Below are 13,840 nucleotides of genomic sequence, written 5' to 3' on the forward strand. Positions count from 1 at the left end.
AGCACTACGACCCGCCCTGGTGGCGCATCGCAGCTTCCTGCCCCGCTCCGCAGGAGTCCGTTTCCTCCGCCACCTGAAGGCGGGGGTTTCCACGGAGGTTTCCGATGAGCACTTCGCCGCCGCCGGGTGCGGTCCGGGCGCACTGGCCGCGGCCGTCCGCGTGGCCCGTCTGGGTCGTCCCGCTGCTCGTGCTGTTCGTCGAGTTCTTCGGCACGATGGCGGCGCAGCACGGCGCGACCCGGGACCGGACCTGGAACCGCGGCGAAGGCTGGGGGCACGGGCCGGGCTGGAGCGACGGCTCCTCCGGCTACGGCCTCACGCACCTGGACGCGCTCGGCTTCGCGATCATCCTCGCCGGCCCGGCGGTGCTGCTGCTGCGCCGCCGGTACCCGGTGCCGACGCTCGGGGCGACCGGCCTGCTCACCGGGCTGTACTTCCTGCGCGCGTACCCGTACGGGCCGGCGTTCGCGGCCGTCGGCGTCGCGATGCTGGGCGCGATCACCGCCGGCCACCGGCTGGTGGCCTGGGCCGGGACGGCGGTCTCGGTGGCGGTGTACTTCGGCATCACCGCGCTGATCGGGCTTCCGTTCGGGGAGCGCGGCGCGTCCGGCCGCCCGTTCCCGGTGGAGGAGCCGAGCGTCGGCGGCGTCAGCGTGGTCGTCGGCTGGTCCCTCGCGGTGCTGGTCACGGCCGAGCTCGTCCGGATGACCGGGCAGCGGACCGCCGAGCGGGCCCGCACCCGGGCCGAGGAGGAGCGCCGGCAGGCCAGCGAGGAGCGGCTGCGGATGGCCCGCGAGCTGCACGACGTGCTGGCGCACAACATCTCGATGATCAACGTGCAGGCGGGCGTCGCGCTGCACCTGATGGACGGCGACCCCGAGCAGGCCCGCACCGCGCTCGCCGCGATCAAGGAGGCGAGCAAGGAGGCGCTGACCGAGATGCGGTCGGTGATCGGGGCGCTGCGCGCGCAGGGCGAGACCGCGCCGCGCTCCCCCACCGCCGGGCTCGGCCGGCTGGACGACCTGCTCGCCCGCGCGCGCTCCGCCGGTCTCGCGGTGGACGCCGAGATATCCGGGGAGCGGCGCCCGCTGCCCGCGGGCGCCGACCTCGCCGCGTTCCGGATCGTCCAGGAGTCGCTGACCAACGTCACCCGGCACGCCGGTCCGGGCCCGGTGACGGCGCGGGTGCGGATCGCCTACGGTGAGCGGGAGATCGAGGTGCGGGTCGAGGACGACGGCCGGGGCGTGTCCCTGCTGGACGACCATCCGGGCGGCAGCGGCATCCGCGGCATGCGGGAGCGGGCCGCCGCGCTCGGCGGGACGTTCGAGGCGGGCCCGCGACCGGGCGGCGGGTTCGCCGTCCGGGCGACGCTGCCGCTCACCGGCGGGCCGGACGACGCAGACGGCGACGGCGCCGGGACTCCGGCGGAGAGGGGCGGTCGATGATCAAGGTGCTGCTCGCCGACGACCAGGTGCTGGTCCGGGCGGGGTTCCGGGCGCTGCTGGACGCCCAGGACGACATCGAGGTGGCCGGCGAGGCGAGCGACGGCGAGGAGGCCGTGGCGCAGGCGCGCCGGCTGCGCCCGGACGTGATCCTGATGGACATCCGGATGCCCGGCCTGGACGGTCTCGCCGCGACCCGCCGGATCGCCTCCGACGAGCGGCTCGGCGACGTCAAGATCGTGATCTTGACCACGTTCGAGCTGGACGAGTACGTGTTCGAGGCGCTGCGCGGCGGCGCGAGCGGGTTCCTGGTCAAGGACACCGAGCCGGTCGAGCTGATCCACGCGGTGCGGGCCGTCGCGGCGGGGGACGCGCTGCTGTCACCGGGCGTGACCAGGCGGCTGATCGCCGAGTTCGCGGCGCGGGCGAAGGAGCCGGCGCCGTCGCCGCGGCTGAACGCGCTGACCGACCGGGAGCGCGAGGTGATGGCGCTGGTCGGCGAGGGACTGTCGAACGAGGAGATCGCGGCCCGCCTGGTGGTGAGCCCGGCGACGGCGAAGACGCACGTCAGCCGCACGATGGTGAAGCTCGGCGCGCGGGACCGGGCGCAGCTCGTGGTGTTCGCCTACGAGTCGGGACTGGTCAAGCCGGGCTGGCTGCCCTAGAAAGGGACGGGCGGTCCCGTCCTCCCCCCGGACGGGGCCCTGCCTGGAAATTCGCACTCTGTCGCGATTCACTGTCCCCGTCCGGGGTGGCATGACAAGGTGGAACGCGCAGGCCGTCACCGAAGCGAAGGAGTCCGGTGCCGCACGACACGAGGATCCTCGCCGTCGACGACCGCGAGGAGAACCTCACCGCCCTCGCGGCGGTGCTCGACGCGCTGCCGGTCGAGGTGGTGCCCGCCTCGTCCGGGCAGGCGGCCCTCAAGGAGCTGCTGGGCGACGACTTCGCGCTGATCCTGCTGGACGTGGTCATGCCGGGGATGGACGGCTTCGAGACCGCCCAGCACATCAAGGCCCGGCCGCGCACCCGGGACATTCCGATCATCTTCCTGACCGCGGCGGGCGGGGAGAGCGAGCAGGCCTACCGCGGCTACGCGGCGGGCGCGGTCGACTTCCTGACCAAGCCGTTCGACCCGTGGCTGCTGCGCGCGAAGGTGTCGGTCTTCGTGGATCTGCACCGCAGCAACCTGGAGCTGCGGCGGCAGGCGGCGCTGCTGCGCCGCACCCTGGCCGAGCACGGCGCCGAGGCGGGCGAGACGGGCCAGACGGGCGAGGCGGCGGACGCGGGGAGCTGCGGCGGGCTGCTGCCGGCGCTGGACGAGCGGCTGTCCCGGGTCGAGGACGCGCTGGCCCGGATGCGGTCCGGTGAGCCGGCCGACGATCTCGAGGCGCTCGTCGCCGACCTGCGGCTCGCCCTCGACGCGTTCTCGGCCGGGACCTGACCCGGCGCCGGAACCGCGCCGAGCCCCCGCGAACCCCTGCCATGCCGGGCTTACGGCGCCCGTCAGCAGTCACTTACAGTAGTGAATTTCCGGTGCAGGTCTCCGGGATCAAGAACGCGACGATCGAAGTGGCCGCCCTGGGCACCGGTTCCATCGGCATCCGAGACAGCAAGGACCCCATGGGGCCTCGCCTGTCCGTGACGCAAGCGGACCTGAAGGACCTCATCGAGCGCATCAAGGCCGGCCGGCTCGCGCTGCGGTGAGCCGCGATAACCGGTCCGCTACGGCAGCACCAGGCTCATGACGGCCATGGTGGCGGTGTGGCCGGTGCCGGCGAAGCCGAGCGCGTCGACGTGGAGCTTGCGGCGCAGGATGAACGCGCCGAGCAGCACGGCCGCCACCACCAGCACCACCGCGATCACGATGATCATGATCGTCTTGCGGCGCTCCGCCTGCCGGACGTCGTGCACGGGCGGCGGAGGCGGCTGCTGCCAGTTCGCGAAGTGCTGCGGCTGCTCCCACGGCGGCGGCGTCTGCGGCACGTGCCGCTGTGCCTGGTGCGTGGGCGGGTGCTGCTGCGGAGGCGGCGCCCATTCGGTCTCCAGGAGCGTCCGCTCCTCGCGCTCGGGAGCGGGACCGCGCTGCGACGGGTAGCGATCGTGGCCGCCGTCCGGGCCCGGGTCGCGGCGGGTGACCGGATCCAGCTCCTCGGGGTCGAGCACGGTCTCCGACGCCTCGTCGGTGCCGTAGTAGCGCGGCGGGCCGTCCATCACGGTGTCGTCGGCGCCGGTGACGGGCGGCGGGGGCGCCGTCGCGACCTGCGTCAGCAGCGGCTGCGCCTGCGACGCCGTCATCCGGTTCACCGGCTCGCGCGCCAGCAGGCCGTCCAGGACGCGGGCGAGCGGCCCCGCGTTGCGCGCCGGCGGGACCGGCTCCGACAGCGCGGCCTGCAGCGACGCCATCGCGTCCGGGCGCTCGTACGGGGAGCGGCCCTCGACCGCCGCGTACATCGTCGCGCCGAGCGCCCACAGGTCGGACGCCGGGACCGCGCGCTCGCCCTGCGCGCGCTCCGGCGGGATGTACGCGGGCGAGCCCATGACCAGGCCCGTCTGGGTGAGGGTCGCGTCGCCCTCCACCTGCGCGATGCCGAAGTCGGTGAGCACGACCCGGCCCGAGTCGGTGATCAGCACGTTGCTCGGCTTGACGTCGCGGTGCAGGATCCCCTTCTCGTGCGCGTGCCGCAGCGCGCCGAGCATCTGCAGCCCGATCTCGGCGACCCGGCGGTGCTCCAGCGGGCCCCGGTCCAGCAGGTCCTGCAGGGACGGGGCGAGGACCAGCTCCATCACGATCCACGGCCGGTCGGACTCCTCGACCACGTCGTGGACGGTCACCACACCGGGATGGTTGAGCCGCGCCGACGCCCGGGCCTCCCGGAACGTCCGCTCGTACAGCACGGCCCGCTCGTCGTCGTTCAGCCCCGGCGGGAGGACGACCTCCTTGACCGCGACCTCGCGGTCGAGCATGACGTCGAAGGCGCGCCACACGGTGCCCATCCCGCCGCGGCCGACCACCGAGTCCAGCCGGTAGCGGTTGCCGAGCAGACGTGCCTGTGCCATCTCTTCCTGGTCCCCCTGGTGCTCATCCCGCCCCTGAAGGAGAGAACGTGCCGAGCACATTCTGCACGAGATGCTCTTTCGCCCCCCACTGGGACGAGGGTAGCGCCACCACGACGGCATATGCCTGGCCGTTCACGATCACGCCGCGGTCGAGGGCGTGGGTCGTGCCGACGGAGCGCGACCAGGTGAACTCGATGTCGGCGGCCCGGTGGACGCCCACGCTGGACTGCCTGACCTCGCCGACCTGCTGGAAGTTCGGCAGCAGTCCGTCCGCGATCGCCTGGTCCTTCCACGTCACCCAGTGCTGGAACGGGTCGCCGGTCCACTGGGTCTTGTCGACCTGGACGTAGGCGTGGGTGACAGGGTCGGTCCACACGACGCCGCGGCTCGTCGACGACCGCGTCCATCCGTGCGGCACACCGATCGTGTAGCCGGGGCCGGCCACCCGGCGGAGGTTCGCGGGCCACTTCGAGGCCGTCGCCGTCGGCCGCCGCGACGCGGGGGACGACGGCGCGGGGTTGCTCGTGCCCCCGGCGGCGGCGGGCTGCTCCTTCGTCGCGTCCGCCTTGGGGTCGGAGCCGTCGTGCGGCCAGAAGATCAGCACGGCCGCCGCGACCGCCGCCGCCAGGACGACCGACCCCGCGAGGATCGGCAGCACCGGCGACCGGCGCTTCGGCGCGACGCCCATCGTGCCGGGTCCGCCCGGCATCGGCGCCCACTGCTGCTGCCCGTTCGTCCCCGGCGGGTAGTGCGCCGTCATGTCCGGCACGGGCGGCGGGACGGGCGGCGGGGGCGCCGCCTGCGTCGGCCCGCCCCCGGACCCGGGGCCGGCGGACGGCGCCGCGCCGTCGGCGACCGTGGCGTGGCTCCACGCGAGCTGCGCGGCGGCCTTGTCCAGGACGTGGCCCGACGCGATCGCGGCGAGCGCCTCCTCGGCGGCCTCCGCGCCCATCCGCCGGACCGGGTCGCGCTCCAGCAGCCCGAGCAGCACCGGCTCCAGCGGCCCCGCGTTCTTCGGCGGCGGCACCTCCTGCGTCATCACCGCCGCCAGCACCGCCATCGCGTCGCTGCGGTGGTGCGGCGCCTTCCCCTCGCACGCGGCGTACAGGGTCGCGCCGAGCGCCCACAGGTCCGACGCCGGGATCGCGCGGTCGCCGTTGACCCGCTCCGGCGACATGTACGCCGGCGACCCCATGATCAGCCCGGTGCCGGTCAGCGTCGCGTCGCCCGCCATCTGCGCGATGCCGAAGTCGGTGAGCACCGCCCGGTCGTCCGCCGCGACCAGCACGTTCGCGGGCTTGACGTCGCGGTGCAGGATGCCGATCGCGTGCGCGGCGCGCAGCGCCCCGACGATCTGCCGGCCGACCGCCGCGACCCGCCCGGGCGGCAGCGGGCCGTCCTCGTCCACGATCTCCTGGAGCGAGCGCGCCTGGACCAGCTCCATGACGATCCACGGCCGGTCGTCCTCGTCCACGACGTCGTGTACGGTCACGACGCCCGGATGGTTCAGCCGCGCCGACGCGCGCGCCTCGCGCAGCGTCCGCCGGTGCCGGTTGTGGCGCTCCTCGTCGCTCAGCCCGGACGGCAGCAGCACCTCCTTGACCGCGACCTCCCGGTCGAGGGTCTCGTCGAGGGCCCGCCACACCGTGCCCATGCCGCCGCGTCCCACCACCGCCAGCAGCCGGTAGCGTCCAGCGAGCAGACGGTTCTCCACCTTCACCCCTCCGCCGGCTTGAAGTACTGGTACACCGGCTGCAGCTCGGCGAACGTCTTGTCCCAGGCGTCCTGGGGGGCGCGTAGCAGGATCGCGTAGCCGTGCCCGTTCGTGACGAACCCGCGGTTCAGGATGTGCATTCGGCCGCCGTCGCCGTCGAAGGTGAACTCCCAGTCGGCGGACTTGTCGCCGTTCCCGGTGTCGGGGACGGGCGGGTGGTCGCCGGTCGGCGCGATCCTGAGCTTCCTGTAGCCGGGGAAGCCGGAGCCGCCGTCCATCCGCCGCCAGTCGCCGATGGCGCTCTTGCCGGGGCTGCTGGTCTGGTCGATCTGCAGGTAGGTCCGCCGGTCCGGAGCGTAGAAGTAGTCGCTGGTCCCCTTGTGCTCGGGGCCGCTCCAGCCGTCGGGGATCAGCACCGAGTAGCCGGAGCCGTCCTTGTGGGTGCGGAAGCCGGCCGGCGTCGCGCTCGACGAGGCCGACGGCTTCGCCGAAGTCGCGGGCGCGGACGGGTGCCCGGTCGCGGGCGGCGGGCCGGCGTTCTTCTTCGGCTTGCCGCCGTCGCCGGAGCTCGCCCACGCGATGCCGGCGACCACCACGATCACCAGCAGCACGAGCGCCGCGACGATCAGCACGTTCCGGTTGGAGGCCAGCGCGGGCCGCCCGGACGGCGCCGTCGGGCCGCCGGGCGGCGAGGTCCCGGCCGGCCGGGTCTCGGCGCCCGCCGACCACGACTCGACCCGGTTCGGGTCTGCACGGTTCGGGTCGGCACTGCTCGAATCGGCATGGTCCGAGGTGGTACGGCTCGGGTCGGCAGGGTCCAGGGTGGTACGGCTCGGGTCGGAGCGCGCGGCGGCCGTGGGGACGTCGAACCGGGTGAGCTGGTCGGGACGCGCGTCCGCGGACTCGGCCCGCGGCGCGGCCGTGCCCTGGCCGCCCGCCCATGGCGCCGCCCGCGTCGCGTCCGGGGCCGGATCGGGGTCGGGCTGCTGGTAAGGGTCGGACTGCTGGTAAGGGTCGGGCAGGGCGCCGCCGGGCGCCTCCTCCACCGGGTACTCGACGGCCATCGTCCGCTGCGTGTCGATGGTCTCCTGCCGGACGATGTCGTCCAGCAGCGCGCCGGCCTCGATCGCCTCCATCCGCTGGTCGGGGTTCTTGCGCAGCAGGCCCTCGATCACCGGGATCAGCCGGCCGCCCTTCTCCGGCGGGTCCGGCTCGTCGGAGATCACCGCGACCAGCGCGGCCATCGGCTCGGGGCGCTCGAACGGCGACTTGCCGTGCAGCATCGCGTACAGGGTGACGCCCAGCGACCACAGGTCGGAGGCGGGGCCCGCGGTGCGGCCGCGGGCCCGCTCGGGAGCGATGTAGGCGGGCGAGCCCATGACGAGGCCCGTCTGGGTGAGGGTCGCGTCGCCGGACGCGGTGGCGATCCCGAAGTCGGTGAGCACGGCGCGCTCGCCCGTCCGGGCGGTGCCGGTGATCAGCACGTTGCTCGGCTTGACGTCGCGGTGCAGCACGCCGGCCTGGTGCGCGGCGTGCAGCGCGGCCAGCATCTGGCGGCCGATCTCCGCGGCGCGGCGCGGCTCCAGCGGCCCGTCCTGCTTGATCACCTGGTCCAGGGAGCGGGCCTTGATCAGCTCCATGATGATCCAGGGCCGGTCGTCCTCCTCGACGACGTCGTACACCGTGACGACGCCGGGGTGCCCGAGCCGTGCCGCGGTGCGCGCCTCACGGAACGTACGCTTATGGTGGACAGCGCGTTCCTCGTCGGTAAGGCCGTGCGGCAGGATGACCTCCTTCACCGCGACGTCTCTGCCGAGGACCTCATCGTGTGCCTGCCAGACCGTCCCCATGCCGCCTCGGCCCACCTGTGTCACCAGGCGGTAGCGGCGGGCGAGCAACCGCTCACCGGTGGTCTCATTTGGCATATCCGCGACCATATCGACTTTTGCTGACAACCTTGGATCGAGCTTGCAAGCGACATCCCCCCACCCGTACGACGTCCGGCGCCGCGCCGAGGTTCGCCGGCGGGCGGGCGGGCCCGGACGGGAGCGTGGTCCGCGTGACAACCGGTATGAATAAGCCCGGTACGACCAACAGGGCCGCGCGCGACGGGGGGACCATGCCGGAAAAGGGTCTACTGGGCGAATGGCGACGCCTGCTGCAGGCCGCGCCGACCATCTTCTTCTGGTACACCCGTCTCTCCGGGATCCTGTCGCTCCTTGCCTGGGTCTCCTATGGTCTCATCCTCGAGATAGCCGATATCTGGGCCCTGCGATGGATCGGCTACCTCGGATGGTTCCCCAGCGTGCCCATCGGCATGCTGTGGATCCTGCTCTCCATGGGCATCCGCCGCCGCAAGAAGGCCGCCTGGCGGATCCTCGTGCTGATCTTCTGCCTGCCCGCAGCGGTCGGCGTCAGCACCGTCCTGACGACCCTGTTCGACCCGTCCGAGCCCACCTCCATCGGGGAGTTCGTCACCGCGGGCGTGTACGTGGCGGTCCTCGCCCTGCTGGTCTCCGCCCGCGGCCAGTTCACCACGCTGCCCGACCGGGCCAACCGGCGGCTCGCCGCCATCGTCTTCACCAGCCTGCTGGTCGTGACCTGCGGCATCGGCACGTTCCTGGTCACCCTCACCGACGCCAACGCCAAGGGCGACTTCTGGACGCACCCGCTCTACGCGATCTCGCAGACCGTCCTCGGGCCGCGCGTCACCGGCAAGCCGATCGACGTGTCCGTCCCGTTCTGGGTGGACGTCATCCTGTGGGTGCTCGGCACCGGGCTGATGATCGCCACGTTCTGGGCGCTGTTCAAGCCGGGCCGCCGCGACCCCGTCCTCAGCCCGCCCGAGGAGCTCGCCGCGCGCCGGCTGCTCGCCGAGTACGGCGAGCAGGACTCCCTCGGCTACTTCGCGCTGCGCCGCGACAAGGACGTGATGGTCGCACCGAACGGCAAGGCCGCCATCGCCTACCGGGTCGAGGGTTCGGTCTCCCTGGCCAGCGGCGACCCGCTCGGCGACCCCGAGTCCTGGGACCAGGCGATCGAGGCGTGGCTGGAGGAGTGCCGCGAGCACGCCTGGATCCCCGGGGCCGTCAGCGTCGGCGAGCGCGGCGCGCACGTCTACAAGCGGCACGGGTTCGACGCGCTCGAGCTCGGCGACGAGGCGATCGTCGACCTCACCGAGTTCAACCTGGACGGCCGGGAGATGCGGCAGGTCCGGCAGGCCGTCCGGCGGGTCGAGCGGGCCGGGTACACGGTCCGGATCCGGCGGCACGCGCAGATCCCCGCCTGGGAGATGGCCAAGCTCATCCGCAGCGCCGACGCCTGGCGCGGCGAGGAGACCGAGCGCGGCTTCTCCATGGCGCTCGGCCGGCTCGGCGACCCGACCGACGGGCGCTGCGTGATGGTCGAGGCGTTCGACGCGGAAGGCGAGCTGCGCGGACTGCTCAGCTTCGTCCCGTGGGGGCGCGGCGGGCTCTCCCTCGACCTGATGCGCCGCGACCGGGCCGCCGAGAACGGCCTGAACGAGTACATGGTCGCCAAGCTCGCCGAGAAGGCCGCCGCGGTCGGCGCGCAGCACCTGTCGCTGAACTTCGCGATGCTGCGCTCGGCGTTCGAGCGCGGCTCGCAGATCGGCGCCGGGCCCGTCTCGCGGATCTACTACCGGTTCCTGTCGTTCGCGTCGAAGTTCTGGCAGCTGGAGTCGCTGTACCTGTCCAACGCCAAGTACCTGCCGCACTGGCGGCCCCGCTACATCTGCTACACCCAGGGCCGGCACATCATCCGGCTCGGGCTCGCCTACGCTCGCGCCGAGGGCTTCCTGCCGAACCTGAACCGCCCCAAACTGGACCGTGCCGCCGCCATCATCCCGTCCCCCGACCTGGTCGAGGAGATCCGCCGGATCGAGGAGGCCGCCGACGCCGCCCGCGCCCCGCACCGCCGGCTGTCGGAGCAGGAGCGGGTCCGGCACGCCAAGCTCGACCAGATCCGCGCCGCCGGGATGGAGCCCTACCCGCTCGGGTTCGCGCGCGGCGACTTCGCCGCCGACGTCCGCGAGCGGTTCGCCGGCCTCGCCCCCGACACCCGCACCGGCGAGCGGGTCGCGATCGCCGGGCGGGTCGTGCTGGCCCGCGAGCACGGCCGGCTGATCTTCGTGACGCTCCGCGACGAGACCGCCGACCTGCAGGTCATGCTGACCTCCGACGCGCTCGGCGCCGAGTCGCTCAGGCAGTGGAAGGCGCTGGTCGACCTCGGCGACCAGGTCGGCGTCCGCGGCGAGGTCGTCACGTCCCGGCGCGGGGAGCTGTCGGTCCTCGCGTCCTGCTGGCAGCTGACCGCCAAGTGCCTGCGGCCGCTGCCGAACAAGCGGACCGGCCTGTCCGACCCCGAGGCCCGCGTCCGGCAGCGCTACGTCGACTTCATCGTCAACGACGAGGCGCGCCGGATGCTGCGGATGCGCGGCGACGCGATCGCCGCCGTCCGCGACCGGCTGCGCGCCGGCGGGTTCCTCGAGGTCGAGACGCCGATGCTGCAGCCGGTCCACGGCGGCGCGACGGCCCGCCCGTTCACCACCCGCATCAACGCCTACAACATGCAGCTGTACCTGCGGATCGCCCCCGAGCTGTACCTGAAGCGGCTGCTCGTCGGCGGCGTCGGGCGGGTCTTCGAGCTGAACCGCAACTTCCGCAACGAGGGCGTGTCGCAGAAGCACAACCCCGAGTTCACGATGCTGGAGGCCTACGAGCCGTACGGCGACTACGACACGATGGCCGAGCTGACCCGCTCCATCGTCGTGGACGCGGCGAACGCCGCGCTCGGCACCACCGTCGTGGTCCGCGACGGCGTCGAGTACGACCTGGCCGAGCCGTGGCACGAGATCACCGTGTACGAGTCGCTGTCCAAGGCGCTCGGCGAGGAGGTCACCCCCGACACCCCGCTGCCGGCGGTGCACGCGCACGCCGAGCGGATCGGGCTGAACTTCGACCCGGCCTGGGGGCAGGGGAAGATCGTCCAGGAGCTGTTCGAGGAGCTGGTCGAGGAGCAGCTGACCGCGCCGACGTTCGTCCGCGACTACCCGGCCGAGACCTCGCCGCTGACCCGCCCGCACCGCGACGACCCGCGGCTGGCCGAGAAGTGGGACCTGATCGTCTTCGGCCTGGAGCTCGGCACCGCCTACTCCGAGCTGATCGACCCGATCCTGCAGCGGCAGCGGCTCACCGAGCAGTCCCTGCAGGCCGCCGGCGGCGACCCCGAGGCGATGGAGCTGGACGAGGACTTCCTGCGCGCCCTGGAGTACGCGATGCCGCCCGCCGGCGGCATGGGGATGGGCATCGACCGGCTGCTGATCACCCTCACCGGCCGCAGCATCCGCGAGACGATCCCGTTCCCGCTGGTCCGGCCCGGCTACTGATGTCCTAGAGGACGCGGGGGCCGGGCCGCAGGCCCTGCTCGGCGAGCCAGCGGCGCGCCCGTCCCCTGCGCTCCTCCTCCGGCGCGCCCGGCGGCGCGCCGGGCGGGATCGGCAGGTGCCGGCCGCCGCCGGGCGGCTCGGTGGGCGGCTCGTCCGGCGCGAGGACGTCGCCGCGGTCCAGGTCGAGCAGCCAGAGGCCGTCCGCCGGGACGGCCTCCAGCGCCTGCGCGACCGCGCCCAGGTCGACGGGGAGCACCTCCAGACCGGACGGCCCGCCGTCGAGGGCGGCGGCGAGCTCCGCCGCCAGCTCGGCGTCACCGGGCAGGCCGCGGGCGTCCAGCTCCGCCAGGCACTCGCGCGCCGCCGCCTCCGCGCCGTCGAGGGCTCCGGCGACCGCCGCGGCCAGCACGTCGCCCGCGTACTGCAGCACCGGGCCGAGCGGACGGCCGGCCAGCAGCGCCAGCCCCGCGCGGGCGTCGCCGCGCGCCACCGCCGCCCGCAGCCCCGCCAGCGCGTCCTCGTCCCACCCCGTCACAGGGACGTTTGTACAGAACCTCACGACCGAATACGGCGAGTGGCGGAAAGTCCCACTTCAGCGCCGCGCGGCGAGGCCGTCCATCACCAGCTCCAGCAGATGGTCGCGGCGCGCGGCGAGCGACGGCGCGGTGTCGGCGATCGACCCGACGGCGCCCAGCAGCGCGAACACGTCGGTCACGTCCACGTCCGTGCGGACGTCCCCGGACTCCTGGGCCCGCCCGAGCAGGTCCGCGCCCGCCGCCCGCATGCGCCCGCACGAGGCGTGCAGCGCGGTGGTGTCGTCCTCGATCGCGGCGACCAGGGACGCGGCGAGCCCGCGGTAGGCGGCGAGACCCGTGGCGACCTCGCGCAGCCACGCGGCCAGCGCCTCCCCGGGCGGGCGCGCGTCGCGCAGCGCCGCGGCGCGCTTCGCCAGCCGGTCGAACCACCCGCCGAGCAGCGCCTGGAGGAGTTCCTCGCGGGTCGCGAAGTGCCGGTAGAGCGTGCCCATCCCGACCTCGGCGCGGCGCGCGATGTCGCGCAGCGACGCCTGGGTCCCCTGCTCGACGACGACCTCGGCGGCCACGTCCAGGATCCGCTCCCGGTTCCGCCGGGCGTCGGCCCGCAGCGCACGCGTCATGTCCGGCATCCTAGGGCGTTGACAATCGGAGCAGTGCTCCGGTTACTATTCCGGAGCACTGCTCCGCTTCTCTTGGAGGTTACTCGTGAAAGCGATCCGCGCGCACGGCCCCGGCGACCCCGGCGTCCTCGTCCTCGACGAGATCCCCGTCCCCGAGCCCGGCCCCGGCGACGTCCTGATCCGCGTCCGCGCCGCCTGCCTCAACCCGCCCGACTGGTATGCCCGCCGCGACTTCGCGATGATCCCCGACCACCTCTTCGCCGGCGAGCGCCTGCGCGTCTCGTTCCCCTGGATCCCCGGCTCCGACGCGTCCGGCGTCGTCGCCGCCGTCGGACCCGGCGTCACCGACTTCTCCGTGGGCGACGAGGTCTTCGGGCTCATCCGCTTCCCCGAGGTGAACAACGGCGGACGCGCCTACGCCGAGTACACCACCGCGCCCGCCGCGCACCTCGCCCGCAAGCCCCCGTCCGTCGACCACGTCCACGCGGCCGCCGTCCCCATGGCCGGGCTGACCGCCTACCAGTTCCTCGTCGACCGCATCCGGCTGCCCGCCGGGCGGACCGTCCTCGTCAACGGCGCCGCCGGCGGGGTCGGCCACTTCGCCGTCCAGCTCGCCAGGCTGCGCGGCGCCCGCGTCATCGCCGTCGCCTCGTCCCGGCACGAGGGCTTCCTCCGCGACCTCGGCGCCGACGAGTACGTCGACTACACCGCGACGGCCGCCGAGGACGCCGTCCGCGACGCCGACGTCGTGATCGACACCGTCGGCGGCCCGGACGCCCACCGCTTCCTCAAGACCGTCAAGGACGGCGGGACGATCGGCCCCGTGTTCCCCGGCGACTACCACCCCGAGGAGGCCGCCCGGCGCGGCATCGAGATCCGCGGCGGGCAGGTCCACTCCGACGGCGGCCAGATGGCCGAACTCGCCGCCCTCCTCGCCGACGGCTCGCTGCGCGCCGGCATCGACTCCGTCTACGACCTGGCCGACGCCGCGAAGGCCCACGAGCGCGCCGAGACCGGCCACATCCAGGGCAAGATCGTCCTGTCGGTGCCCTGACGGACCG

The 13,840-nt window shown here is 73.8% G+C and carries 11 protein-coding genes; 6 read left to right on the top strand and 5 right to left on the bottom strand.

Annotation, left to right across the window (positions count from 1 at the left end; genetic code table 11):
• Positions 1–104: 104 nt before the first annotated feature.
• The 4 genes from F8568_RS00235 to F8568_RS00250 all read left to right on the top strand — a co-directional run bounded on the left by F8568_RS00235 (position 105) and on the right by F8568_RS00250 (position 3,149).
• Positions 105–1,445: a sensor histidine kinase gene (locus F8568_RS00235; protein ID WP_151589941.1), complete on the top strand. Its 1,341-nt coding sequence runs from the start codon at positions 105–107 to the stop codon at positions 1,443–1,445.
• Positions 1,442–2,107, top strand: a complete 666-nt coding sequence (locus F8568_RS00240; protein ID WP_151541099.1) for a response regulator transcription factor — start codon at positions 1,442–1,444, stop codon at positions 2,105–2,107. The genes F8568_RS00235 and F8568_RS00240 overlap by 4 nt, the downstream gene beginning before the upstream one ends.
• Positions 2,108–2,244: 137 nt before the next feature.
• Positions 2,245–2,886: a response regulator gene (locus F8568_RS00245; RefSeq protein ID WP_151589943.1), complete on the top strand. Its 642-nt coding sequence runs from the start codon at positions 2,245–2,247 to the stop codon at positions 2,884–2,886.
• A 92-nt stretch (positions 2,887–2,978) separates the two neighbouring features.
• Complete coding sequence (locus F8568_RS00250) at positions 2,979–3,149, top strand: DUF397 domain-containing protein (RefSeq protein ID WP_160573446.1); 171 nt, start codon at positions 2,979–2,981, stop codon at positions 3,147–3,149.
• A gap of 18 nt (positions 3,150–3,167) precedes the next feature.
• Here the strand turns inward: F8568_RS00250 and F8568_RS00255 are convergent, their stop codons facing one another.
• From F8568_RS00255 to F8568_RS47550, 3 genes are read right to left on the bottom strand one after another with little or no spacing between them, the layout of a single operon-like run.
• Complete coding sequence (locus F8568_RS00255) at positions 3,168–4,502, bottom strand: serine/threonine-protein kinase (protein ID WP_151589947.1); 1,335 nt, start codon at positions 4,500–4,502, stop codon at positions 3,168–3,170.
• A 22-nt stretch (positions 4,503–4,524) separates the two neighbouring features.
• Positions 4,525–6,216, bottom strand: a complete 1,692-nt coding sequence (locus F8568_RS00260) for a serine/threonine-protein kinase (RefSeq protein ID WP_328600651.1) — start codon at positions 6,214–6,216, stop codon at positions 4,525–4,527.
• A gap of 2 nt (positions 6,217–6,218) precedes the next feature.
• The gene (locus tag F8568_RS47550; protein ID WP_236008220.1) at positions 6,219–8,141 is read right to left on the bottom strand and encodes a serine/threonine-protein kinase; all 1,923 of its coding nucleotides are present in this window, start codon (positions 8,139–8,141) and stop codon (positions 6,219–6,221) included.
• 194 nt (positions 8,142–8,335) lie between these two features.
• Between F8568_RS47550 and lysX the strand changes: the two genes are divergently transcribed.
• Positions 8,336–11,623 carry a bifunctional lysylphosphatidylglycerol synthetase/lysine--tRNA ligase LysX gene (lysX, locus tag F8568_RS00270; protein WP_202124332.1) on the top strand — a complete coding sequence of 1,096 codons (3,288 nt, stop codon included), beginning with the start codon at positions 8,336–8,338 and terminating at the stop codon, positions 11,621–11,623.
• 4 nt (positions 11,624–11,627) lie between these two features.
• Here lysX and F8568_RS00275 read toward each other — a convergent pair whose 3' ends face one another.
• Positions 11,628–12,158, bottom strand: a complete 531-nt coding sequence (locus F8568_RS00275) for a hypothetical protein (RefSeq protein ID WP_151589949.1) — start codon at positions 12,156–12,158, stop codon at positions 11,628–11,630.
• Between the two features lie 57 nt (positions 12,159–12,215).
• On the bottom strand, positions 12,216–12,779 hold the full coding sequence (locus F8568_RS00280; protein ID WP_236008222.1) for a TetR/AcrR family transcriptional regulator: 564 nt from the start codon (positions 12,777–12,779) through the stop codon (positions 12,216–12,218).
• Positions 12,780–12,864: 85 nt separating this feature from the next.
• On the opposite strand from F8568_RS00280, the gene F8568_RS00285 reads away from it, so the two are divergent.
• Positions 12,865–13,833: an NADP-dependent oxidoreductase gene (locus F8568_RS00285; protein ID WP_151589951.1), complete on the top strand. Its 969-nt coding sequence runs from the start codon at positions 12,865–12,867 to the stop codon at positions 13,831–13,833.
• Positions 13,834–13,840 lie beyond the last annotated feature (7 nt).

The organism is Actinomadura physcomitrii (assembly GCF_008923205.2).
In the GTDB taxonomy this organism is placed as follows: Bacteria; Actinomycetota; Actinomycetes; order Streptosporangiales; family Streptosporangiaceae; genus Spirillospora; species Spirillospora physcomitrii.

What these genes read in the sequence shown, in the direction of transcription:
- F8568_RS47550 (WP_236008220.1), bottom strand. Translation starts at nt 8,141, where the DNA reads ATGCCAAATGAGACCACCGGTGAGCGGTTGCTCGCCCGCCGCTACCGC.
- lysX (WP_202124332.1), top strand. Translation starts at nt 8,336, where the DNA reads ATGCCGGAAAAGGGTCTACTGGGCGAATGGCGACGCCTGCTGCAGGCC.
- F8568_RS00240 (WP_151541099.1), top strand. Translation starts at nt 1,442, where the DNA reads ATGATCAAGGTGCTGCTCGCCGACGACCAGGTGCTGGTCCGGGCGGGG.
- F8568_RS00255 (WP_151589947.1), bottom strand. Translation starts at nt 4,502, where the DNA reads ATGGCACAGGCACGTCTGCTCGGCAACCGCTACCGGCTGGACTCGGTG.
- F8568_RS00280 (WP_236008222.1), bottom strand. Translation starts at nt 12,779, where the DNA reads ATGACGCGTGCGCTGCGGGCCGACGCCCGGCGGAACCGGGAGCGGATC.
- F8568_RS00235 (WP_151589941.1), top strand. Translation starts at nt 105, where the DNA reads ATGAGCACTTCGCCGCCGCCGGGTGCGGTCCGGGCGCACTGGCCGCGG.